The organism is Prochlorococcus marinus str. NATL2A (genome assembly GCF_000012465.1).
Taxonomy (GTDB): domain Bacteria; phylum Cyanobacteriota; class Cyanobacteriia; order PCC-6307; family Cyanobiaceae; genus Prochlorococcus_B; species Prochlorococcus_B marinus_B.
The window spans coordinates 928,861-950,577 of sequence record NC_007335.2; the positions used below are offsets into that span (position 1 = coordinate 928,861).

Annotated in this window: 38 protein-coding genes; 19 read left to right on the top strand and 19 right to left on the bottom strand. The window is 30.8% G+C overall.

What is annotated here, in order from left to right; all coding sequences use genetic code 11:
• Positions 1–3: 3 nt before the first annotated feature.
• From folP to PMN2A_RS04880, 3 genes are read right to left on the bottom strand one after another with little or no spacing between them, the layout of a single operon-like run.
• Positions 4–855 (bottom strand): dihydropteroate synthase, encoded by an 852-nt coding sequence (gene folP / locus PMN2A_RS04870; protein WP_225866279.1) that lies wholly within the window; start codon positions 853–855, stop codon positions 4–6.
• On the bottom strand, positions 824–1,564 hold the full coding sequence (gene tpiA, locus PMN2A_RS04875) for a triose-phosphate isomerase (RefSeq protein WP_011293916.1): 741 nt from the start codon (positions 1,562–1,564) through the stop codon (positions 824–826). The genes folP and tpiA overlap by 32 nt, the downstream gene beginning before the upstream one ends.
• Before the next feature lie 9 nt (positions 1,565–1,573).
• Positions 1,574–1,792 (bottom strand): RNA-binding S4 domain-containing protein, encoded by a 219-nt coding sequence (locus PMN2A_RS04880; RefSeq protein WP_011293917.1) that lies wholly within the window; start codon positions 1,790–1,792, stop codon positions 1,574–1,576.
• A gap of 38 nt (positions 1,793–1,830) precedes the next feature.
• Here PMN2A_RS04880 and PMN2A_RS04885 point away from each other — a divergent pair, with 38 nt between their 5' ends.
• The 6 genes from PMN2A_RS04885 to PMN2A_RS04905 all read left to right on the top strand — a co-directional run bounded on the left by PMN2A_RS04885 (position 1,831) and on the right by PMN2A_RS04905 (position 5,459).
• Positions 1,831–3,567: an ABC transporter ATP-binding protein gene (locus PMN2A_RS04885; protein WP_011293918.1), complete on the top strand. Its 1,737-nt coding sequence runs from the start codon at positions 1,831–1,833 to the stop codon at positions 3,565–3,567.
• A gap of 41 nt (positions 3,568–3,608) precedes the next feature.
• A complete protein-coding gene (locus PMN2A_RS04890; protein ID WP_011293919.1) occupies positions 3,609–3,836 on the top strand; it encodes a DUF6447 family protein in 228 nt (75 codons plus the stop codon).
• Between the two features lie 147 nt (positions 3,837–3,983).
• Positions 3,984–4,274 carry a DUF1330 domain-containing protein gene (locus tag PMN2A_RS04895; RefSeq protein ID WP_011293920.1) on the top strand — a complete coding sequence of 97 codons (291 nt, stop codon included), beginning with the start codon at positions 3,984–3,986 and terminating at the stop codon, positions 4,272–4,274.
• Between the two features lie 40 nt (positions 4,275–4,314).
• Positions 4,315–4,542: a DUF2862 domain-containing protein gene (locus PMN2A_RS04900; protein ID WP_011293921.1), complete on the top strand. Its 228-nt coding sequence runs from the start codon at positions 4,315–4,317 to the stop codon at positions 4,540–4,542.
• Positions 4,543–4,641: 99 nt separating this feature from the next.
• Entirely contained in the window at positions 4,642–4,782 is a 141-nt protein-coding gene (locus PMN2A_RS10490) for a hypothetical protein (RefSeq protein WP_187146432.1), read from the top strand.
• Between the two features lie 62 nt (positions 4,783–4,844).
• On the top strand, positions 4,845–5,459 hold the full coding sequence (locus PMN2A_RS04905) for a uridine kinase family protein (protein ID WP_011293922.1): 615 nt from the start codon (positions 4,845–4,847) through the stop codon (positions 5,457–5,459).
• 56 nt (positions 5,460–5,515) lie between these two features.
• Here PMN2A_RS04905 and PMN2A_RS10495 read toward each other — a convergent pair whose 3' ends face one another.
• The gene (locus PMN2A_RS10495; protein WP_011295114.1) at positions 5,516–5,665 is read right to left on the bottom strand and encodes a hypothetical protein; all 150 of its coding nucleotides are present in this window, start codon (positions 5,663–5,665) and stop codon (positions 5,516–5,518) included.
• A gap of 285 nt (positions 5,666–5,950) precedes the next feature.
• Complete coding sequence (locus PMN2A_RS04910) at positions 5,951–6,172, bottom strand: hypothetical protein (RefSeq protein ID WP_011295183.1); 222 nt, start codon at positions 6,170–6,172, stop codon at positions 5,951–5,953.
• Between the two features lie 242 nt (positions 6,173–6,414).
• On the opposite strand from PMN2A_RS04910, the gene PMN2A_RS04915 reads away from it, so the two are divergent.
• Positions 6,415–6,816 carry a hypothetical protein gene (locus PMN2A_RS04915; protein ID WP_011293923.1) on the top strand — a complete coding sequence of 134 codons (402 nt, stop codon included), beginning with the start codon at positions 6,415–6,417 and terminating at the stop codon, positions 6,814–6,816.
• Positions 6,817–6,837: 21 nt separating this feature from the next.
• On the opposite strand, the gene PMN2A_RS04920 is transcribed toward PMN2A_RS04915, so the two are convergent.
• Positions 6,838–7,038, bottom strand: a complete 201-nt coding sequence (locus PMN2A_RS04920) for a hypothetical protein (protein ID WP_071813626.1) — start codon at positions 7,036–7,038, stop codon at positions 6,838–6,840.
• A 225-nt stretch (positions 7,039–7,263) separates the two neighbouring features.
• Here PMN2A_RS04920 and PMN2A_RS04925 point away from each other — a divergent pair, with 225 nt between their 5' ends.
• Positions 7,264–8,301 carry an NmrA/HSCARG family protein gene (locus PMN2A_RS04925; protein WP_011293924.1) on the top strand — a complete coding sequence of 346 codons (1,038 nt, stop codon included), beginning with the start codon at positions 7,264–7,266 and terminating at the stop codon, positions 8,299–8,301.
• A gap of 30 nt (positions 8,302–8,331) precedes the next feature.
• On the opposite strand, the gene PMN2A_RS10500 is transcribed toward PMN2A_RS04925, so the two are convergent.
• Entirely contained in the window at positions 8,332–8,502 is a 171-nt protein-coding gene (locus PMN2A_RS10500) for a hypothetical protein (RefSeq protein WP_011295065.1), read from the bottom strand.
• A gap of 593 nt (positions 8,503–9,095) precedes the next feature.
• On the opposite strand from PMN2A_RS10500, the gene PMN2A_RS10990 reads away from it, so the two are divergent.
• From PMN2A_RS10990 to PMN2A_RS04935, 3 genes are all read left to right on the top strand, one after another.
• On the top strand, positions 9,096–9,227 hold the full coding sequence (locus tag PMN2A_RS10990) for a hypothetical protein (protein WP_011295186.1): 132 nt from the start codon (positions 9,096–9,098) through the stop codon (positions 9,225–9,227).
• A 101-nt stretch (positions 9,228–9,328) separates the two neighbouring features.
• A complete protein-coding gene (locus tag PMN2A_RS10505; RefSeq protein WP_011294969.1) occupies positions 9,329–9,487 on the top strand; it encodes a hypothetical protein in 159 nt (52 codons plus the stop codon).
• Positions 9,488–9,707: 220 nt separating this feature from the next.
• On the top strand, positions 9,708–9,887 hold the full coding sequence (locus tag PMN2A_RS04935) for a hypothetical protein (RefSeq protein WP_225866280.1): 180 nt from the start codon (positions 9,708–9,710) through the stop codon (positions 9,885–9,887).
• Positions 9,888–9,910: 23 nt separating this feature from the next.
• Here the strand turns inward: PMN2A_RS04935 and PMN2A_RS04940 are convergent, their stop codons facing one another.
• The 5 genes from PMN2A_RS04940 to PMN2A_RS04960 all read right to left on the bottom strand — a co-directional run bounded on the left by PMN2A_RS04940 (position 9,911) and on the right by PMN2A_RS04960 (position 13,414).
• On the bottom strand, positions 9,911–10,093 hold the full coding sequence (locus PMN2A_RS04940; protein WP_011293926.1) for a Nif11 family protein: 183 nt from the start codon (positions 10,091–10,093) through the stop codon (positions 9,911–9,913).
• 105 nt (positions 10,094–10,198) lie between these two features.
• Positions 10,199–11,416, bottom strand: coding sequence for a fatty acid desaturase (locus PMN2A_RS04945; RefSeq protein WP_011293927.1), 1,218 nt, complete (start codon positions 11,414–11,416; stop codon positions 10,199–10,201).
• 190 nt (positions 11,417–11,606) lie between these two features.
• The gene (locus PMN2A_RS04950) at positions 11,607–11,813 is read right to left on the bottom strand and encodes a hypothetical protein (RefSeq protein ID WP_011295161.1); all 207 of its coding nucleotides are present in this window, start codon (positions 11,811–11,813) and stop codon (positions 11,607–11,609) included.
• Between the two features lie 85 nt (positions 11,814–11,898).
• Complete coding sequence (locus PMN2A_RS04955; RefSeq protein WP_011293928.1) at positions 11,899–12,591, bottom strand: peptidase E; 693 nt, start codon at positions 12,589–12,591, stop codon at positions 11,899–11,901.
• A gap of 103 nt (positions 12,592–12,694) precedes the next feature.
• The gene (locus PMN2A_RS04960; RefSeq protein WP_011293929.1) at positions 12,695–13,414 is read right to left on the bottom strand and encodes an SDR family NAD(P)-dependent oxidoreductase; all 720 of its coding nucleotides are present in this window, start codon (positions 13,412–13,414) and stop codon (positions 12,695–12,697) included.
• A gap of 309 nt (positions 13,415–13,723) precedes the next feature.
• On the opposite strand from PMN2A_RS04960, the gene PMN2A_RS04965 reads away from it, so the two are divergent.
• Complete coding sequence (locus PMN2A_RS04965) at positions 13,724–14,464, top strand: MBL fold metallo-hydrolase (protein WP_011293930.1); 741 nt, start codon at positions 13,724–13,726, stop codon at positions 14,462–14,464.
• Positions 14,465–14,479: 15 nt separating this feature from the next.
• Here the strand turns inward: PMN2A_RS04965 and PMN2A_RS04970 are convergent, their stop codons facing one another.
• The 3 genes from PMN2A_RS04970 to PMN2A_RS04980 all read right to left on the bottom strand — a co-directional run bounded on the left by PMN2A_RS04970 (position 14,480) and on the right by PMN2A_RS04980 (position 15,596).
• Positions 14,480–14,662, bottom strand: coding sequence for a hypothetical protein (locus tag PMN2A_RS04970; RefSeq protein ID WP_011293931.1), 183 nt, complete (start codon positions 14,660–14,662; stop codon positions 14,480–14,482).
• Positions 14,663–14,721: 59 nt separating this feature from the next.
• The gene (locus PMN2A_RS04975; RefSeq protein WP_011293932.1) at positions 14,722–15,054 is read right to left on the bottom strand and encodes a hypothetical protein; all 333 of its coding nucleotides are present in this window, start codon (positions 15,052–15,054) and stop codon (positions 14,722–14,724) included.
• A gap of 326 nt (positions 15,055–15,380) precedes the next feature.
• Complete coding sequence (locus PMN2A_RS04980; protein WP_011293933.1) at positions 15,381–15,596, bottom strand: Nif11-like leader peptide family natural product precursor; 216 nt, start codon at positions 15,594–15,596, stop codon at positions 15,381–15,383.
• Positions 15,597–15,755: 159 nt separating this feature from the next.
• Here PMN2A_RS04980 and PMN2A_RS04985 point away from each other — a divergent pair, with 159 nt between their 5' ends.
• Positions 15,756–15,992 (top strand): hypothetical protein, encoded by a 237-nt coding sequence (locus PMN2A_RS04985; protein WP_011293934.1) that lies wholly within the window; start codon positions 15,756–15,758, stop codon positions 15,990–15,992.
• A gap of 48 nt (positions 15,993–16,040) precedes the next feature.
• Here PMN2A_RS04985 and PMN2A_RS04990 read toward each other — a convergent pair whose 3' ends face one another.
• A complete protein-coding gene (locus tag PMN2A_RS04990; protein ID WP_011293935.1) occupies positions 16,041–16,238 on the bottom strand; it encodes a hypothetical protein in 198 nt (65 codons plus the stop codon).
• Between the two features lie 85 nt (positions 16,239–16,323).
• On the opposite strand from PMN2A_RS04990, the gene PMN2A_RS04995 reads away from it, so the two are divergent.
• Complete coding sequence (locus PMN2A_RS04995) at positions 16,324–16,524, top strand: translation initiation factor IF-2 N-terminal domain-containing protein (RefSeq protein ID WP_011294995.1); 201 nt, start codon at positions 16,324–16,326, stop codon at positions 16,522–16,524.
• 118 nt (positions 16,525–16,642) lie between these two features.
• Here the strand turns inward: PMN2A_RS04995 and PMN2A_RS05000 are convergent, their stop codons facing one another.
• Positions 16,643–16,864, bottom strand: coding sequence for a hypothetical protein (locus PMN2A_RS05000; RefSeq protein ID WP_011293936.1), 222 nt, complete (start codon positions 16,862–16,864; stop codon positions 16,643–16,645).
• A gap of 160 nt (positions 16,865–17,024) precedes the next feature.
• Between PMN2A_RS05000 and PMN2A_RS05005 the strand changes: the two genes are divergently transcribed.
• The 5 genes from PMN2A_RS05005 to PMN2A_RS05020 all read left to right on the top strand — a co-directional run bounded on the left by PMN2A_RS05005 (position 17,025) and on the right by PMN2A_RS05020 (position 19,542).
• Positions 17,025–18,065, top strand: a complete 1,041-nt coding sequence (locus tag PMN2A_RS05005) for a potassium channel family protein (protein ID WP_011293937.1) — start codon at positions 17,025–17,027, stop codon at positions 18,063–18,065.
• Between the two features lie 99 nt (positions 18,066–18,164).
• Positions 18,165–18,416 (top strand): hypothetical protein, encoded by a 252-nt coding sequence (locus tag PMN2A_RS05010; protein WP_011293938.1) that lies wholly within the window; start codon positions 18,165–18,167, stop codon positions 18,414–18,416.
• Positions 18,417–18,681: 265 nt separating this feature from the next.
• Positions 18,682–18,933 (top strand): hypothetical protein, encoded by a 252-nt coding sequence (locus tag PMN2A_RS05015; RefSeq protein ID WP_011293940.1) that lies wholly within the window; start codon positions 18,682–18,684, stop codon positions 18,931–18,933.
• A 107-nt stretch (positions 18,934–19,040) separates the two neighbouring features.
• Positions 19,041–19,169, top strand: coding sequence for a hypothetical protein (locus PMN2A_RS10995; RefSeq protein WP_263892328.1), 129 nt, complete (start codon positions 19,041–19,043; stop codon positions 19,167–19,169).
• Between the two features lie 19 nt (positions 19,170–19,188).
• On the top strand, positions 19,189–19,542 hold the full coding sequence (locus PMN2A_RS05020) for a DUF7326 family protein (RefSeq protein ID WP_011293941.1): 354 nt from the start codon (positions 19,189–19,191) through the stop codon (positions 19,540–19,542).
• 58 nt (positions 19,543–19,600) lie between these two features.
• Here the strand turns inward: PMN2A_RS05020 and PMN2A_RS05025 are convergent, their stop codons facing one another.
• The gene (locus tag PMN2A_RS05025; protein ID WP_011293942.1) at positions 19,601–20,143 is read right to left on the bottom strand and encodes a GIY-YIG nuclease family protein; all 543 of its coding nucleotides are present in this window, start codon (positions 20,141–20,143) and stop codon (positions 19,601–19,603) included.
• 40 nt (positions 20,144–20,183) lie between these two features.
• A complete protein-coding gene (locus PMN2A_RS05030; protein ID WP_011293943.1) occupies positions 20,184–21,476 on the bottom strand; it encodes a DUF2130 domain-containing protein in 1,293 nt (430 codons plus the stop codon).
• Positions 21,477–21,717: the final 241 nt, after the last annotated feature.

Below are 21,717 nucleotides of genomic sequence, written 5' to 3' on the forward strand. Positions count from 1 at the left end.
ATTTTAAATAATTGACTTAGTCATTATTATAACTTGAGAAATTTGTTTAACATCATGAACTCTTAGAATATCAACACCAGCACTTACACATCTAGAGGCTACGGCAGCCATTCCAAATATTCTTTTATTTGGGTCAGTTTCATTAATAACTGATCCAATAAATCTTTTTCTAGAAGCACCTATTAATACTGGGTAATTCATAGAAACGAATTCTTCTAAATTTCTCAGCAAAGTTAAGTTATGATCGACATTTTTTGCAAAACCTATTCCAGGATCAATAATAATTTGCTCGTCTTTAATGCCTTTAGATAGTGCCACATCAATTTGATTGGATAATTCATTTTTTACATCTTTTACAACGTTTGTATATACAGCTAAAGAATCCATTGTCATACTATTTCCACGACTATGAGTCAAAATATAAGGAGATCCATTATTAGCGATAACATTATAGATTTCAGGATCATGTCGACCACCACTAACGTCATTAACCAAATCGGCACCAATATTTAATACTTTCTCTGCAACAGAATGATGAAAGGTGTCTACAGAAATTGGAATCTCTGGATGTAATAACTTTAGTTCTTTTATTAATGGAACTAATCTTTTAATCTCAGTCTCAGGACCTACCTCAGATGCGCCAGGTCGTGTGCTCTGTGCACCAATATCAAGAATATTTGCTCCTTGTTTAATACATAATGATGCATGATTAATCGCAGAGGGGAAGTCTATGTACAGACCTCCATCACTAAAAGAATCTTCAGTGATGTTTACTATTGCCATTATTTGGGTTTCTCGTTCCCAATGCTTAGGCTGGAAATTATTAGATTTTTTCGTAGTTAGCAATTCTGGCAAAATTTGTAGGATCTAGAGATGCTCCTCCAACTAGTACACCATCAATATCTGACATGGACATGATTTCATCAATATTATTTGATTTTACTGATCCACCATATTGAATAATCACATCTTCGTAGCCAATCCACTTACGAATAAGTCCACAAATTCGATTAGCCTCATTGGCTTCACAAGTTTTACCAGTTCCAATAGCCCAGATTGGTTCATAAGCAACTATTAGTCTTTTTACTTCAATTCCTTCAAGACCTTGTTCAATTTGCCTTCGTATAACCCTTTCTGCTTCACCCATTTCTCTTTGTTGAAAAGTTTCTCCAACACAAACAATTGGAATTAACTGATGATCTTGAGCGGATTTTGCTCTTTTATTAATTTGTTCATCACTTTCACTAAAATATTTACGAGGTTCACTGTGTCCAACGATTGCACACTTAACCGAAAGCTCATTAAGCATTAGGGGAGAAACTTCTGCCGTATAGGCCCCACTATCCTCCCAATGAACATTTTGGCTAGATAACGATAGATATTCATTTCTGTCCCTAATAAACTCAGACAGAGGGTATAGGGCTGTAAATGGGGGGGCAATAACAATTTCCCTATCTTTTTTCGGAATATCTTTCAGTAGTGGAATTAATACACGCATGTACTCAATCGCTTCGGTACATGTCATGTTCATCTTCCAATTCCCTGCAATGACCGGTTTACGCACGCTAGCTCCTCATTTTTCGCTTCTTGCCAACTTACGGCCTAGAGGATCAGAATTTGGAACAATGTATGTTTCATTTGCAAAAGAAATTTGATCTCCATCAATTAATTTCCTACCTCTTCTTGTTTCCACCATGCCATTTACTGATATTTTTCCTGACTTAATAATCATTTTGGCTTCACCTCCAGTCTGAACGATTCCCATGAATTTTAAAAATTGATCTAATTTCATTTACGTGCATTTAAATTAAACATTGATAGTTTGATGGAATGAAACAAAAAAACAAAATAAATTTTATTTACCTGATAGGGAAACTAAAGGGACATTTGCCAACATTGCTTTTGGGTGGCATAAGCATGATTATATACGTAATTTGTTGGCCAATACTTGCATGGTTATCAGGCAAGTTAATACCTGCTATTGGTCAAGGCAATACAAAACAAGTATTGATTGTAATTTTACAAGCCTTAATTATTTTTATCATTCAAAAAACAGCACAATATCTTCAAGATAGTCTTTTAGCAAAACCAGCATTAGCTCTAAGCCAAGACTTACGAACAACACTATTTAGAAAACTTCAAAAAACTAATATTATTTTTATCGAAAAACTTTCATCTGGGGATATTGCATACAGACTTACAGAGGATGTTGATCGAGTTGGGGAAGTTATCTATAAATCAATTCAAGATACAACACCGTCGATATTTCAATTATTAGCAGTATTTGGTTATATGATATTTATTGATTGGAATTTATCACTTGCAACGATCATATTAGCGCCTTTAATTGCTTTATTAGTAAGTGACTTTGGAGGGAAAGTATTAAAAGCATCTGAACAAAGTCAAGACAAAATCAGTTCATTAGCAGGTTTGCTATCAGAGGCAGTTCAAGGTCTACCCATGGTTAAAGCATTTGCTGTAGAAGCATGGCTTCAAGATGATTTTGATAAACAAGTTAAATTACACAAAGAGGCTAAATATAAAATGCTAAGGCTTGTAGCCCTTCAGCACCCAATAGTGGGATTAATAGAAATAATAGGTATTTTAGGGATCCTCACAATAGGAACTTATAGAATACAAACAGGAGGTATGTCTAACGAAGAATTTGGTAGTTATTTTACAGCCTTAATAATGTTAATTGATCCAATAAGCCATATTACTACTAACTATAACGAATTAAAGCAAGGACAAGCTTCACTAAGAAGATTAAATGAAATAACAAATAAACCAATAGAAATATCAAGTTCAGAAAGAGGCATTACTCCTGATAGAATAGATGGAAAGTTATCATTTAAGGATGTATGTTTCTCATATAATGATCATAAAGAGGTTATAAATAAAATTAATCTAGATATTGATAATGGAAAAATAATGGCATTAGTTGGACCTTCAGGAGCAGGAAAAAGTACAATCTTTTCATTAATTTTAAAATTCATAGAACCTTCTAGTGGATCAATATTTATTGATAATTATAATTTGAACAAAGTAAACACCAATTACTTAAGAAGATTAATAGGTATAGTTCCACAAAAAACATTTATATTTTCAGGGACCATATCAGAAGCAATAAGATTTGGAAGGCCAACCACTAAAGCAAACATAGTTAATGCAGCAAGAATTGCAAATGCTCATGGTTTTATTGAAGAATTACCAGACGGCTATGAAACTTTTATAGAAGAAAGGGGAAACAATCTTTCTGGAGGTCAGTTACAGAGAATATCAATAGCAAGAGCTTTATTAGGAGATCCAACAATTTTATTGCTAGATGAAGCTACTAGTGCCCTAGATGCTGAATCTGAGGAATCTGTTCAGAAGGGTCTTCAACAAGCTATGCACAATCGAACAGTCTTGGTAATCGCTCACAGATTATCAACAATACAAAAGGCAGATAAAATAGCTGTAATTGAAAAAGGCGAAGTACTTGAAGTAGGTAGCCATAAAGAATTAATTAATCGGCAAGGAAGATATAAGGATTTTTGCGATAAACAATTTATCAAGAGCTATTAAAATAGAATTAATGCTATATTAAAAAGATTATTACTAATTAAATGTCAAATACTCCATCAAGCGAAAAGGAAGCTATTTTAACATTTGAGGATAAAAAATATGACATTAAAACCTTACCCAAAGAAGTACAAGAACTTATTAAAGGAATGCAAGTTGCCGACGCTCAATTAAGGATGCACGAGGACACCCTGAAAGTTCTAGCAGTGGGGCGGCAGCATCTAATTATGCAACTTAAATCAAAACTGGAAACAATAAACCCAATAAACTAATTAATTAAACATATAATTAAGTATAATTATCATTGCCTATAAAATCATAAATAGTAATTGTACTTATAAAGTAATAACATTAAATAATTTGGAGCCCTTAGCGTAGAAGGGCATCGACATGAGAGAATCTAAAGAAAAAATAAAGAGATGAGTACTAAAGGTTATTGGCTTAAGCAGGCCAAAATAGAAAGCACAGCACAATTCATAGAATACGTAAAAACCGTAGTTCCATGGCTTAGGTCCGTTGGTGGAACGATCATTGCTAAAGATGTAAACCAAAATTCAGATTTAAACGAATGGGATGGCGGACAATTAGGAGTAATTGTTGAATTTGAATCAAAAGCAGCAGCTCAACAAGCATTTAACTCATCTGAATTTCAAGAGTACATTAAATATAGTGGAATAGAAAATCAATTATCGCTATCAATAATCGGATAGCTTAATTATCAATATAAAAAATAACTAGAATAAGTTAATTATGATAAGAGATTCCTCAACTCTTCAAAAAGGTCAACTTTTAAGAGTTGAAATAAACGAAGTTAAAGATCGCCTACCTCAAAATATTCTTGAAGACATTAGAAAAGAACCTATTGTCGAATTAGTAGGATACAAAATGGTAGATGGAAATGAATTTGGACTAGTGGTTAAACTAAATAATGGTGAGATAAATTGGTTTTTTGAAAAGGAATTATCTGAAATAATGTAATTAATACCTAGGAGGAGTATATTTTATATAAATAAAAGATACATATTTAGATAACAGATGATTAATAACGTATATTGACAATAATTAAATGAAGAGATTATGCCTTACAACCAAATCACAGTGGTAATTGGTGGACTTATGCATATTCCTGTAATTATACTTTTTCTAAGATTTATTGAAAATAGATTTAATAATAGAAACTGGACTAAGGAAGAACTTAATTACAATAAATTAGTCTGAAAATATATTAACCAGAAAATATTTATAATTAGCCTAATTAAGCATAAGTAATATTATAAAGAATGAAAACTATTATAATTACAGGCCCATCTGGCTCAGGGAAGTCTTATCTAAGTAAAAAGATTTCTAAATCATTTAATAATTCGATAGTAATAAAAACAGATTCATATTATAAAGATAATATATTCATCAAATTTTTATCAATATTTCAATATGATATATATGATAGGCCTATAAGTTTCATGAAAAATGAAATAAAGAAGACAATTAGGTCTATTCATAATAAAGAAAGATTAATATCATTTTATAAATATGACTTCAAAAGAAAAGATTCAAAAAGATCAAAAGTAAGTATTAACTATGAAGGTGACAGTCAATTCCTAATATTAGAAGGAATATTTGCTCATAGATTAGATTTAAATTACAAAGAGACTATAAATATTGTATGTGAAGAGGAAAAACAAATTTGTTTTAAAAGAAGACTAAAAAGGGATCAATCAGAAAGAGGAAGAGGGACTAGTGAGGTCTTTAATAAATTCGATAAGTCTTGGCATTTATTTTATGAAAATGTACAAAAATATCTTAATTACTATAAGGTATTTTCAATAAGTACACTTGATAAAGTTAGTTACAATAAATTAGTTGAAAAGTTACTAAACGAAAAAAAAATAAACTAAGAAAAATAATTCATTTACTTTTCTTAGTTGTTGTTTGAAAATTAAATATGATGTTTCTACTTTTTAACCTCTGGAGCATTCATTCCATCATAGTCGGGACCAACCATTAACCCTACAATTGCAAATAAAGCAATTGAAGCAACTCCAACCAGAACAGCCGTTGGGGCTGGAGTACTAGTAAGGCCAGCAATTAAAAAATTACCCATAAAAAGATTGATAAAGCTAGTTATAAATAGCAGAAAAAGGAATCAATTTATTAATTATTAACTAGTTTTGAACCAAAAAATCTAATACAGACATTTTGATACAGATATAAGAAACTAATGTTTAAATGTTAAATATATTCTATACAAAGTTAAGTGTTAATCGTACGCGCAATGTTTAAAGAATAGGCCTGCAAGAAATAATTTGCCTAAGATACAATTATTTTAAAACAAAAAAAATGGGTAAACATGGAAAACATATCAACCCACTTAATTTAACTAGATAGACTATTTAGATGTATTTGGATCATTGAAACCATCGTAATTAGGACCAACTACGACAGCCATAATTCCAAATAGAGCCATAAACGCGATACCAACGATTGGAGCAGTAGGAGCTGGTGTACTTAGTAGTCCAGCGAAAGTTAAAGGAAGCATGTTCTTTAGTAAGACCCAATATAAATACCAGCCATTAGGGAATATGACCATTGAAATTTTAATTTGTAACATTTAAATCAAGCTTAAGTAAGCTATGACTGGGTTTATAAAGAGAATCATGAAGAAATCTTAGTAAAACTCAAATTTTTGAAAGATAGCCACTCTGCTGCTTAAAAAACAGATTGATTCATTCAAAAATAAAAAATATAAAAGATTAAAAATATAATTTAATATCCATTGAACTTCAATCAAAATATAAGAAAAGAAGTAAATTTGCTAATATAAGAAAATAAAATCAATATAAAAGTGTCGAAGTGATTTCTAACCTACGTCCAATAACACCCGTTGATGAATTTGAACAAGCCTGTATAAAAGCCAATTTAAATAATAAAGAACAAAAGATTATTGACCACATTAGATATGTTGGTGTATTTACTCAACCGTCACTCACTAAAGATCTTAAATTAGAATCAAAGCCACCAATATTATCTGTGCTATGTGAAATTTGCAGAAAAATAGGTAACCATATGCCAGAACACTTTAGTAATATCAGAGAATGGTCAAAAGAAATTAATGAGCATAAGGTTAAATGGGACGGTGACCTAGTGTGTTCACTCGCATGGAATAAAGACGGAGAACGATTATCACCAGAAAATGGCACATGCTTGTACCATACATTTGCTGTACACAAAGAATTATTCCAAGGTCTGGATTAAATTTCTAATCTAGATAAATGGTTATCCCTGAAAAAGGTACTCAAACAAGACATTATTAAAACCTAACTCTTCGGCTGAAAATTCAAGCATCAAATTATCAGATTCTATTTGGGAACGGAAGGATCTAATTTCTTCGGATTCTTCTCCTGATGGAGGAATGCCGTCGACAACATCAAAGATAATGTTTTGTCGATCAATTTCTGCAAGAACTTCATTTGCCATAAGGATCAAACTTAGTACTAATTAATACATAGCCAATATCTTGCAACTGTAAAAGCAAATAAAACATTCCTTTACGAAAAAGGCAGGTTATATAAATGGCGAAAGCTGAGATATTTAAAGATCAGCCCAAAAATCATTATGACTAACACTTTCATACAGAAAAGCACAACAACTTTACATAAATTCACTTATGATTTAATTTCTTAGTTCATTAGGTATTTGAGCGTGCTTGAGCAAGTAAAAATTTTGGAGTCAGAGGCAAAGGAAAAGCTCGTTGTAGCAGTAACTATGGCCACAGGTAGGCAAGGTATTGGTGTCGTTAAAGAATTAAGCCAAACAGATAAATACCAAATACGTGCTATCACAAGAAATATAAAGAGTACAAAGGCTCTAGAGCTAGGAAGCCTAAACAACGTTGAACTAGTCAAGGGAGATTTAATGGATCCTGAAAGCCTTAAAAAAGCTTTTGAAGGAGTAGATGTGATTTTTGGAAATACAACACCTACAAAAGGATGGAAAATTTTTAGAGGCAGTATCGTCAGATCCTATGAAATGGAGCAAGGTTATAACTTAATAAATCAAGTCAAAACTGCCTACGAAAAAGGACACCTAAATCACTTTATATTTAGCTCAATTAGTAAAGCAAAAGACCCACTAAAAAATGATCCGGCTCCAGGACATTTTACGAGTAAATGGGATATTGAAGAATATATAGAAAAATCAGGTCTTAAAAAAATTACTACTGTTTTAAGGCCCGTTAGCTACTTTGAAAACTTTGAAAACAAATTACCTGGCTATACAATTTCAAAGAACATTTTTCCAGGAATAGTTGGCAAGAATTTTAAGTGGCAAACAATCGCAGTAGAAGATATAGGTAAATGGGTTAGAGGTGTTTTATCGAAATCAGAGAAATATAAAAATCAATCTATCAATATTGCCGGCGAGGAACTAACAGGACTGGAAATGGCTATGACGCTTCAAAAAATAGTTTCTTCAGAAGGAATAAAAACAAATTATGTAATGATCCCTAGATTAGCAATTAAGTTATTGGAATTCGACATTGGCGTTATGGCTGATTGGATTGAAAGATCAGGGTATGGAGCTGATATGAATAATCTTCAATCGATTCAGAAAGAGTTAAATATTTCTCCTACATCACTTAAAGACTGGCTAAAGACAAAACTTAAAAGACAAAATAAGAAACAAAATTCATGGGCAAGGGAGTGGAAATCATCTCAATGGAAACTTCAATGGGATAAATAATAAAGAATATATAATTCAGTAAATAAAAGTTTATAAACCATTTACCTCAATTGATTTTGCAATTGATCTTAGAAATTCAACAATCTCACTATCAGCACAATTTGTATCAGCCTTAAGCTCTACACATAAATCTCTAATAGATACATTAGTTGACCACCAAATACCTGACGTTTCTGTATCGTCAAAGTTAAATTGGGACATTAGATTACATCCAAGTACAACCTAGGATAATTTTTGAGGATCAGTAGATGAATTATCTAAAGTTTTCAATTCATCAGGCACCTCCATATCTAAACCTTCTAATAATTTTTTTAAAAGGATTTTATTGTTAATTTCATTTTTGCCGGATCTGAAATTTAGAAAAAAGTAAAAAAGAAAACCAAAACCAAATAATAGAAAAAAGGAATATAAATATGTACTGTTGATCATTCAGATAAATAATTACATTTTTATATTGATACCAAATCAGATAAAAATCAATAAAAGTAAAAAAAAAAAAATAACTAAAATGCTTGAACAAACACAATCAGGGATTAAACGAATGCGTATATTAAGTATTTATAACTAAAAGATTTCGTCTATTTCGCGATGGCCTCTTTTTCGAGAGGATCTAAGGGAATAGAAAATTCAAGTAAATTATCAAAACCAAAAGCAAATAAAATTTATTATAAAAAAAGAACTGATTTAATTATTTACATTTACAATTGAATAAAATATCAAATAAGAGCTTAATATATATTTAAATAATTTTAAGATTAATGGTAACGAACATAAGTTATATATTTTTAATCTCAATGCTATTAATTCTTGGTGGGTGGGCTTTTAAAGCATTGATATCGATAGCTCAAGGGAAACCCGTAGAAATTAATCTCAAAAACCCACTTAATCTGAAGGCAAGATGGCCCAAAGAAACTAAAGAGAAGTAAATAATTATCTAAGAACTAAAACATAAAGTTTTCATTGCGTTATAAAGGCTTTTGGTCAATTAGCATTAATACAAAATTTACATGGTTTAAAGTAATTAGAAATGCTTGAATCCTTAGATCCATTCCAGCAACTACTATTAGGCGTAACTAGTGTTGGGGTACTAATGATACTTTTAGTTATTATCCTTACAGCAAGTCCTAACTTTGAAAACACAGATAGATTAAAAAAGATCTTAGACTTTCTTGAAAAAAAGAAATAAATTCTTAAGTAAAAGAATCGTGACTACAAATCATTTTAATAACAGAAAAACAAGATTCTTGAACATAGCTAATATTCTCAAAGGATAACTTAATCAGATCAATCTCTAAAATATAAGTAACGTTGGCAGTAAATAATCATTGCTAGAGATGCAAAAGGAATTCTTTGACAATAACAAATATCTAATTTGTGCAGGCTTAAGTACTTTATCTCTAGTATTTATGTCAATTTCAACTATATCCGTATCTAAGTCGGTTAAGGAGTTATCAGCTGACTTGGAGCCGATTTCAACATGGGCTGTCTCACAAAATGAATGCATAACAAAAACATTTCGTATCGACGGGAAAAATACACAAGGAATGCCCTCAAAGGTTTGGAGCTGCAATGGAGGAGGACAATAGGTTATCTTCTTTCGATTGGAAGCCTAGGATTCACCCCATCTCTTTCCAATTTCATATCCCCATAGCTTTGCAAGTTCAACGACATCTTCATGTGTTTTACAACTAGTAATTAATTTATACTTTTCAGGCGAACTATTAATTAATTTAACTAATTGATTTAATTGTTCAATTTTATATAAAAACCTTTCATAATCTTTTTTTGACATTTTACTTTAATTTTAAAAAATAAATTATATAAATATTTATTCTAGTGAATTTAGAGAAATTAAAATAATTTGTAGAAGATAATATTAAAGATATCACAGTGATAATTAAGACTGTGAATGGTAGGGTTGTTTCCAAACATATCTATCTATAGCATAATCCTTTTTTACTGCAACACAATTAGTGGCTATGTGCCAAAGAGACTTGTGAATTGGGGTGGGATTATATAGGTATACTTTAGGAAATTTATTTTTCAATATTCTCGTTGCAAGTCTTGCATGATAGTGAGGAACTGTTGGTTCAATATGATGAATGGCGTGAGTAGAACCTATAGAGTGATGAAGAAAATCAAATATCCTGCCATAGGGTCTATCTATAGATAAGAAGGCTCCTCTCATATAGGAGAATTGACTAGCACCAAGATGTGGAACATCAGTATCTGTATGGTGGAGCCATGTATAAATAACTAGCCAAATATTAACAACAATAAGAGGACCTAAATAAAGACTAATCATAGAATTAAGTCCAAAATTTATAGACCAAAGGATCAATAAAAGGAGCATAAAACCAATTCCCCAGTCGGAGATCCATACCTTTTTAGCCCATATGGATGGCCAAAGTTTTTTCGAGAAGGGAGCTGTTGGCCAGAAATGATTACTGGTCCCATATCGAGGTCCGCCTGTTTTGCCAAGTAGTAAGTAAGCTGGCCATCCCAGAATCAAGTGAAGAAACAGTTGATTAAATCCATATAGAATTTTGCCAAAAAACAACGAAGACTCCATTTCATTCTCTCCACCTTTTTTTTCGGATTTACCATCCCCTGAGATCACAACAGGAACATGGGTCTCTCCATCCGTTATGTGATTGGTAAAAGCATGGTGAACAGCATGCGATCTTTGCCACGAAAAGTATGGAACTAATAAAAAAGAATGCAGACAATATCCGACAACTGTTTCAAGTTTACGATTATCAGAAAATGCACCATGTCCACATTCATGAGCTAAAACCCATAGCCCCATTGAAGTTGTCCCAGAGAGAATTGCATATAAAATCCAAATTGGAATCATCCCCTTGGTAAGAGGGATAGAAAGACCTATCAAAACAACAAAGATCTGAATAACTACTGTCCTGGAGAGATAAAAAAGAGATCTATTAGTTTGGCGAGTAAAACAATGCTTAGGTATCGCATCTCTAACTTCTTTTCTAGAGGGAATATCATCCAGTGAAATATCTAATGCTTTCCCATTAAGACCAGAAGGAAGAAAAGTCCTATTATTAGTTTCGGTATTGACCCTCTCGAATCTAGTAAACAAACTTTTTTTCAATTTTTAGAAGATGATTACTGATCATATACGACGTTACTCTGCAAGAGTGCTATGAGGCTATAGGAATTTCTAACTTTCACAAAAAATAGTTTATAAAAGTCTCATAATGTCTAATTAAAAGCAATTTATTTGCCTTTAATATCAAAAAAAACAAGTAGAAATTCATAAAAAATACTTATATGTAGAAAATTTAGTTCTTCCTACTTTCTGGATATTCAACCGATCCATCTGCCTTCCTAACTGGCTTTGAATATAGAACTCTTAATAAACCTTTTGTATCCATATTAGGACTAGTAATAAAAAAGCTTACAAGAAAGAAACCACCAAATAAAACTAATACAATTACAAGAGGCAAGTTAAGACCCATCTCTGAAAAAGATAATGAAAAAAGATACATTCTAAGTACTAATAAATAAATATAAGAATTCTAATATTAAACGAATTGATTAAAAGATAAACAAATGTAAATGAATACTAATTATCTATAATTGAATTTTTTCATAGGGAATCTCAACTATATCCTTGTTATCTACAAATACATTGTAAGTATTTTTATTTTTTTTGAAACTTACATTTTTAAATGGTTTACCGTCAATAAAATGCATCGCGGAACCGCCTTCAATAGAAATGCAATTAGTTAATTTTTCTTCAAGTAGTATTTTTTTTACATAAGGAATACGTGCAGGTTCCTCATCATAATGAGGACAGCAAGTCCCACTAATAAAATTCAAACAAGGTAATATCCTTAATTCTTTATCCCAAGAGTCGGTAATACCACTTGTAAACCAACAAATTGCTCCTGCACTCACCCCGCTCATGATTACCCCTTTATTGTAAGCATCTTTAAGTAATTGACTCATTCCCCAATCATTCCAAATCGCAAGCATGCTTTTTGTATTTCCACCACCAACAAATATAATATCTTGATCCATAATATGATTTTCTATATCGATAGTTCTTTTAAAAAATTCAATGTGACTTGGAATGCACTTTAGGCGAGTAAAAATCGAATAAAAACGTACTATATAGCTATCATTATCACCAGTTGCTGTTGGTAAGAAGCAAATTTTTGGGTAATCTTTACCTGAAATACTAAGTAAATATTCTTCGATCAACTGAGATGAATTTTTTCTCCCAAAACCACCACCACCTATTGCGATAATATGTTTTCTCAAGGGTTAAATATATTACTTTTATTATATTACACCGAATAAATACATAACAGAAAAAATATCTAAATGTTTAAATAGAAAGATTTTAATTATTTAAAATCTAAACTTACCATGGAATAACACTGCTATCCCAAGCTAAAAAATTACCTGAGTCAGGAGGTTTTTGCGAAGAAATAATATTAATTAAGTATTCTGTTGATTGAGCAGGAGTAAAAAGTTTACCTTTAGGAACAGCAGATTGAAAAGGTTTTGATAATTTCGTATCACAAGTCCCTGGATGCAATATAGATACAATTGATAAAGGGAATTTTCGACGCCATTCAATACTGAGAGTTTTTAAAAACTGATTCTGAGCAGCTTTAGAAGCCCTATATGAATACCACCCACCAAGCCTATTATCGCCAATACTTCCAACCCTGGCACTCAAACTTGCATAGGAGAATGGTAATTCTGGTCTGATAAATTTTTCTATACTTTTAGCAATCAAAATTGGTGCAATTGAATTAATAGAAAAATTCTTGATAATATTAGAGCGACTGATATGAGAAAGTCTCTTTTCAGGTTTTAAATGAGTTGAGTGAAGAAAACCGCTGGTATTTATGACTAGACGAAGGGGTTTGTTAAATAGTGAGATTTGTTTTTCAAAAGATATAAATGAATGATCATTATCTAAATCTAAATATATCGCATTTTGACTTTTTAGATTTCGCCCACATAAAAAAACATCCAACTTTGGTGATATAGTTGTCAAATAATCTGACATACATTTACCAATACCGCCTGCACCAATAATTAGAGCTACTCCATCCCAATCTCGAATTGTCATGATATTAAGAGGTTAAACTCAATACTAGAGAAATCTTTTCACCACCGAGAGTTCAAATAAACTAAATTTATCTACATAAATCATCTAATATAATAATTAATGTATATAATGATAAAAATAGATTGATATCATGGAAAATGACTGGTTGTATGAATTTCAAACATATATAAAGAAATTTGCACTTCTAATAATTCTGATTTTGATTATATTAGTAATAATATCAGTGATATATTAATGTCGTAAAACAAAGGAAATTAATAAACTAATCCACCATATAAAAAATCTTCAGTTATATTGAAATAAAAAAAAATGACGATAAAAGCTACTTACTACGGAGCGAATGGTTGGCTTATTGAATTGGATAAAACAAGAATTTTGATTGACCCTTGGTTAAATGGAGATTTAACTTTCCCTCCAGGAGATTGGCTAATAAAGGGGGAACTGGCTAAAGAAGTTGAGATTCCTAGAAGCATTGATTTTTTATTACTAACTCAAGGCCAGCCTGATCATGCCCATCCGCCAACACTAAAGAAAATAAATAAAAGTATTCCAGTCATAGCTTCACAAGCAGCTAGTAATGTTGTAAGTAAAATTGGTTTTACAGAAATAAACACACTAAGACCAGGTGAAGCTTTTAAAAAGAACAATATAAATATTCAAGCTACATCAGGTGCATCAGTTCCAAATATTGAAAATGGATACATTATTGAATCAGGCCTAGATTCAATTTACATCGAGCCACATGGTTTTCTTGACAAACAAATTAAAGCTAGAAATATAGATTTATTAATAACACCAGTAATAGATTTTTCATTACCACTCGCAGGTAAATTTATTAGAGGTAAAACAGTACTACCTCAATTATTAAAGTTATTTAATCCAACAACAGTATTAGCAAGCACAACAGGGGGAGATATAACTTTTACAGGCTTAATTAATAATCTAATCAAAGTTGATGGTTCAGTTGAAGATAAAACCTTGTTGAAAGATAGTAGTGCTAGTTTAATAAGTCCTGAACCATTAAAAGAATATAAATTCGAGAAAAACTAAACAAAGAGAAGTCCTCTATATATTATTTTTCTCGACTTGAGTAATATAAAATTGAGAAACTTCATTTAGCATTTTTATGACGACTTCGTTACTACACCTTGTTCTTTCTTGAAGTCTCATACAAGCTTCTTTGATATTTACAAAGGCATCTTCCCTCATTTCAGATAGTTGTTCTTCTGAATATCCTGCCTTACTCATTTTTACTTAAAAATTATATTGATATTAGTATACCGATACGTCAAAGTACCAAAATTAAACTAAGTATTAATCAAATCTGATAATGACTTAAATTGCTTACGATATTTGACAAGTGTTTTTAAATCTGGAAAACCTTCTGATGATAGATTAGTTATGAATGATTTCTCAAAGCCTAGTATTGACTGTGCAGAACCTTTCTCAGCATCACTGCTAAATAAAGGCTTTGTCTTCTCATATAGCTTATTATAAACATCTAGATCAGATTCGTTATCAAAAACAGAACCATCTTCTGCTGTAAAAGATTTTTTATTAATACTTTTAAACAAATATAGTCCAAGAAATACTATTGCAACCAAGATAAAAATAGCTATAGCTATTAATGTAATATCCATAAAATTAGTAAGAATTTCAAACTATCTTAGTTGAAAAAGAAAGGAAATGGGAAAATATCGTTATTAAATTGAGTAGGATCACTTAATGCCAAATCGAAGTTATGTGTGATTGATTTATAACTGACACATTAAATAGATATCTATATAATAAAAATGTACGAATATTTAAGTAAAGTGAATTTAAACTTTGTAATAGTTATTATATTTATATTAACTATGTGTATATTTATTTATTTAATCAACAGGCAAAAGAGAAATTCTTATCTCAATGCCGGTAAAAAGTGGGATAGAATAGTTAATGAGCTAAGAAGAAGAAAATAGACTTTTTAATTATATTCTCCTGGTACATCATTCTTTTGTACTGTAACTCTTCCAACTTTTTTACCTGAAAATCGAAGCAATTCATCGCCTGAGAATTCATACCCTTTGCGTAAGGCAATCAGGGCAACGTCATCTGCGGTTGAGGATGAAAGAACCTCATCTTTTAAAATGTCGTCATTCTGCATTTCCTTTAAAAATCTTCTTAAGTGATCTAATGACATTTAAGAAAAGCAAATACATTAATTAGATTAAACACCTTAGAATATCAAAGACCTATTTAATTAAATATTAATAAAATAACAACAAAATATAAATATTTAAAGAGTAACTTAATCAATGATCAATATAAAATGTAGAGTTAATACTTTACTAAACATAAAATGAAGGCAATCTTAATTATATCTATTATACTTCTTACTTATTCTGGAACAGCCTATTCATATCCTGAAAGTCAAATGGATGACTGCGTTTCAAGTGCTTTAGGCAATCCTGCAACTAAGTCAATATCAGAAAATGCAATAATAAACTATTGTGATTGTGCTCTAAAAGCAATTATTGATGAAGATAAAGATATTAGAGAATCAGGATACGAGTGTGCTCAAAAAAACTTTAATTAATTTTCTTAAATATAAACAATTTATGTTATGAACTTAAATATAAATATTCTAATAAAACTTCATATCAGACCTACCCCAATCGTTAGGCAATGCCAATACCCAATCATCAATAGAAGTTCCTAACCATTCCTTATATTCTTCAAATATACATCTTCTTATATTGGCATCTGATGCAGATTCCATTCGAAGCACTGCATAAGAGACAACTTTGTGAAGGGTCAACTTCAAATCACTATCATCACTCATTTGACAATTTCGAAACTAATAACTCAACACATAGCAATAAAATAAAAAAATAAAAACATAGATCTTTATAAGATCATTAATTAGAATGACTTTTAATGTGGCTAAATTGAGAGTAAAGGAACTTGCAGAAGCCCTAGGCGTTGATCCTCCTGAAATAATTGCAACATGTACGATCTTACAAATACCTGCTTCATCACCTCTATCATCATTAACAATAGAGCAGAGCAAAGAAATAATTGACTATATTCAAAAGACAAACCCCAAGCAAAATATTGATGAGGAATAATTTTGACAACAAAAATGACTCAAAAAAATTATAAACTTAAATTTTCTTGAATAACAAAGCAAAATATGATCTAACTATGTATGTAAAATACTAAAAGAAAAAAAAGATTAGAACACATCTAAAGATCATTAGCTTCTCTAAACAAAGCATCTTGATAATCTGATTCTTTTTTTAAAATTTCCATTTTAATTGGGTCAAAATGATCTATGAGTGACTTGCCAAACTCAAAAATTTCCAAATCAGATAAACCCTGATCGCGTAAACCTGCAAGAATTGAAGATATGTCTTGGAATGCATCCTTACATAATTCTTTTTTATCTTCAGCTGTAAGAGATTGCATATCAGATGATTACTAACACATTTAATTCAATCATACTATAAGTAATGATAGAAAATGGATGATTATATAATAGGCTAGATTTATACCAATAGAAATAAAAACGAAAAAATATTTAATTCAATTTTTACTATACTATAAAAATTAAGACTTAAGAATTAAATTGAATCTGATAAAAACAAATAAATTTAGAGGCTATCTAAAAGTTTGGGGAGCGCCAATATCTTTACTCATATTCTTATTTTTATTCGGTGCTTTAGGCTATCGATTTACAGAAGGTTGGGATTGGGGAGACTGTTTATGGATGGTATTGATAACCATTACAACAATAGGCTTTGGTGAAGTTGAAGTTTTGAGTTCGGCTGGTCGGGTTATAACTTTTTTAATCATCGGAGGGGGATTATTTGTAGTTCAATTAACTCTTCAAAGATTTATACAATTATCTGAACTAGGATATTTCATAAAATTAGAGGAGCTCCGATTAAGGAGATTAATTAGAAGAATGAAAAATCATGTAATTATATGTGGATATGGTCGTACAGGTAAAGAAATTGCTGACCAATTATATTCTGAAAAAATATCTACACTAATAATAGAAAACGACCCTACAAGAAAAACCGAAGCTGAGGAAAAAGGATTTAACGTCTTATTAGCAGATGCAACAATGGACGAAACATTATTACTAGCAGGAGTAAACAATTGTCGTAGCTTAGTGGTTACTCTTCCAAATGATGCAGCGAATTTATATGTTGTTCTTAGTGCAAAAGCTCTAAATGATAGTTGCAGATTGATCGCTAGGGCAGCGAACGAGGAAGCTGCTAGTAAATTAAAACTCGCAGGAGCTGATGCAGTAGTCAGTCCATATGTTGCGGCAGGGAGAACAATGGCAGCCTCTGCATTAAGACCTATAGCTGTAGACTTTATAGATTTACTTGCAGGTTCAGATTGCGAAATAGAAGAATTTAAGCTTACTGAACATGTTGAAACAATTGAGACTTTCAGAAGTCAACATGAATATGTTTTTGAAATTTCAAAACGAGGAGAAGCACTACTTTTAGCAACTAAAGTCTCGGGTCAATTAATAGGTAATCCTAAAAACAAGGTATCTATCTCTCCAGGCATGATTTTGATATTCCTTGGAAGTCAAGAACAATTAAATAGGATTCGAGTTCACCTTAAAGAAGTTTTAGTAAAAACAACATAGTTAATCTTTGAAAACAATCCAGCGAGGGTTAACACTACAAGAAACACTTAACACCTTAAAAAAAAAATGATTAGAACAAAATGAGTTAATTTTACGCGGATGTCATTACAAACAAAAGAAGAGTCAGCTGCTGAAATAGAAACAAAAATTGAGTCAACAAAAATCAATGGGGACGTATTTTCTAAAGACTACGTAGATTTCTTGAGCGAAGCTGGCTGGAGATTAGAAAAAAAACTTCCATCAAATAGTACAAAATATTCTGACTTGCTAGAAGATACCGATTGGAAATCAAATGACATTGATATTAGATCCTCTAAACATTACAGAAGAGATCTTGATGCATTGAGTTGATACTTTTCGTATTCAGTTAAAGCTACTATTTATATATACATCTAATTATGAGATGTATATTAAATTTTTATCAAAAGAGATGGATTCCGAAAATCAATCGTGGAAAGTATGGGTTTTTGTTTTTTGCCTCAATGTAATTGCTATTGGCGGAGCTTTTTACCTTAAATCAATTGGAATTGACCTTTATGCCTTCAGGGGTACTTCCTGATTTTTAGTCAGGATGACTTTAACGATGAAAAAATCAAATTTAATAGGAATAGATTAAATGGAAAAAGAAAACGAAACCAAATGGAAAAAAGCATTAGATAATATATTAATTTATAATCTTTATATTTTAATAATAGGTTCCTTATATCTAGCTTTTAGTTTTGTATTAAGTGTTAATGGGAACTCTCATTTTTATAATTTATTTCAAAAACTCTGGTATCCAGTATTTATTCCATCGTTAAGCTTATTCTTTACAGCCATATTGGTTGAAGCTGTAATAAACTCTATAGTTGATCGTAAGAATAAATAAACTCATGAAAGGTTAAGCTTTCAACATTTATGACCAATCAATTGTCTTAAAAGATAATTGGAATAAAATAAATAAGATTTAAATTCAAAATGAGATTTAAAGTTTCTATGATTAATGATCAAGGTAATTGCCATGAAGAGACTGTTATCGCCAACAATGAAGAGGAAGCAAAAAAAAATGTGCTGGATTTTAATCCCCATTCAACGGTATTAGAAGCTACTTGGGTCTATAAATAATTTTTAAATAAAAAAATAAATGGAAGAACTTACCTATAAGGATCTGAGCAACAAAGAATTAGACACTCTTAAAGATATGTATATATCAAGTCGAGTTAACTCTATGACCGAAACTGATCTAAGGAAATTTGTTAAGGAAATAATTATCGATCAAATCAAAGGAACTGTAGGTAATGCTGAAGAGAAGGAAGCATGGGAAGAAATAAAAGATCATTTCTCTGAAGACTTAAGTACAAAGATTCTTGAAGTGAAAGAAAAATGCAATAAAAACCCTAAGGTTGAACAAAAAAGTCAAGAAGAGATTGAGTTTGACAGAAGACTTGGTCTTCTAAAGCAACAACAAGAAGACGAGTCAAGCAAAGACATGTGGTAAGTTTAAACATCATAAATGTTGTTTAATTTTGATATATATCACTGATAATGACTATATTTCAAGAGAGAAAGATAGCGACAAGACGAAATAAGAAAGAAAAGAAAAGAAAAATAATTAATCTAGTGGATCTATATTTTAATTCATTCCAAAAACTTAAATATTTACCTGAATAAACAAATAAAGAAATAAAGGCTAGTCCAAATGAAATTCGCTCAATCCAAACAAGTGACTTAGATATAGCGATATTTAAGTCATTAATATATAAAGATATAACTACTAATGTAAGAAAAAAAAATAATAATAATAATAATATTGATTTTAAACAAATTCCGAAAGTTAAAATAAAAGGATAATTAAGTATGGAAATTCTTTTTTTTATCTCTTTAATATGAGTGTTTTCTAATCTAAAATACTCAGTTTGAGGGATTCTGAACTTTTTATAGCGATTATGTAACTCTCTTTCTAATTTCACAAAATCAGCAGTATATAATTTAGCAACAACGTTATCTGGCTTGAGTTGTCTCATCCTATTCTCAAAGTTTTTTGTTATGCCAATCTTATATAGATCTTTATTTCTTATTAAGTAAAGCCAACCACTCATGTCAATTTAAACTATTACTTATTCAAGATTAATAAGTAAATTACGCCGCATCACTTTTTCTAATTGAATTAAATTTTTCTCTCATCGTAGGATTATTTCTGGTCAATCTTTTAACCGAAACATCTTGTGCTTTATCATTAGCTAATCTAAGGTTTCTATCAGCGCCAAGTAATGCATCTTTGGTTTTTTGCAAGTGATTAATAGATTTATCAATCTCCATAATTGCTGTTTCAAAACGTTTTGAAGCTAGAGCATAATTTTTACCAAAAGAATCCTTAAATAGTTCAAGGCTATTTTCAAAATTTGTAATATCAATATTCTGCTCCTTAATAGCTGCTAGTTCTGATTTATACTCTAGAGCCTTAAGTGAAGCATTCCTTAATAAAGAAATTATTGGTAAAAAACATTGCGGACGAACAACATACATTTTTGGATACCGATATGAAAAGTCAACAATTCCAGCGTTAAATAAATCATTATCAGATTCTAATAAAGAAACTAATACAGCATATTCGCAATTTTTTTCTAAACGATCTTTGTTTAACTCTTTAAGAAAATCCTCATTCTTCTTCTTGCTAGAAGTGCTATCACATTCGTTCTTCATCTCAAACATAATAGATACTATTTCGTTTCCTTCACTATCACAGTCACGAAAAATGTAATCACCTTTACTACCAAAACTAGCATCATTATCTTTATCAAAATAGGCATTAGGAAAGGCTGTCGCCCTTAGTCGATTAAATTCATTTTCGCAATGTTGCTCAAGAGACTCACCAACCATTTTGGTGGACAATTTTGTTTTCATATCACGAAGTCTCTCAATTAAATCATCTCTATCTTTTAACTGAATTTCATATCTCATTTTTATAGATTTTTCAGATAATTCCTTTTGAAGCTCGACTTTATCTAAGTTATTTTTGAGTTTTTCATACCCTTCTTTTAATTCAGTAATTGCGTCAGATACAGCAAGTTTTTTATCAAATTCATTCTTTTCTCTTGTTTTCTCCAATAAATACTCAAGTGAGTCTCTCTCTTTTTCAAAGGCATGCTTAATCTTGTTCACAGTCATAGTTTTTTCAGCCTGGGCAGAAATCAATTGAGACTGAAGGCCTTGCATTTTTTTTTCATTTACAAATGCTGCCTCTTGCATTTGTAATCGAAGATTTTGAATAGCAAGATCAACGGATTTCTGTTTATCCCTTTCAAGAATTACAAGTCTTTTCTTCATTTCATCTTCAAACTCCTGATCTCTCACCTGCTTAATAATATTTGAGTAACTATCTTCATCAATGCTGATCGTACTACCACATTCAGGACATTTGATTTCATTCATAACTGATCAAAAGAGACACACAATCTATTTTCTCTTTTTATCTTGTTTCGCTTCAACAAGCAAGAATTATGTTAAACCCAAAAGCCAGTAATCCAAAGGGATGAGGTTAAGGCTGGATAGTTAGAGAAAGAAGAAATCAGATTAGATTATTCTTTTGATCTTGGGTAGATTCTAGATAAATCTCCTTTATTTGACTTAATAGCCGAAGATTTCCACTCGTACCATTTTTATATTTCTTGAA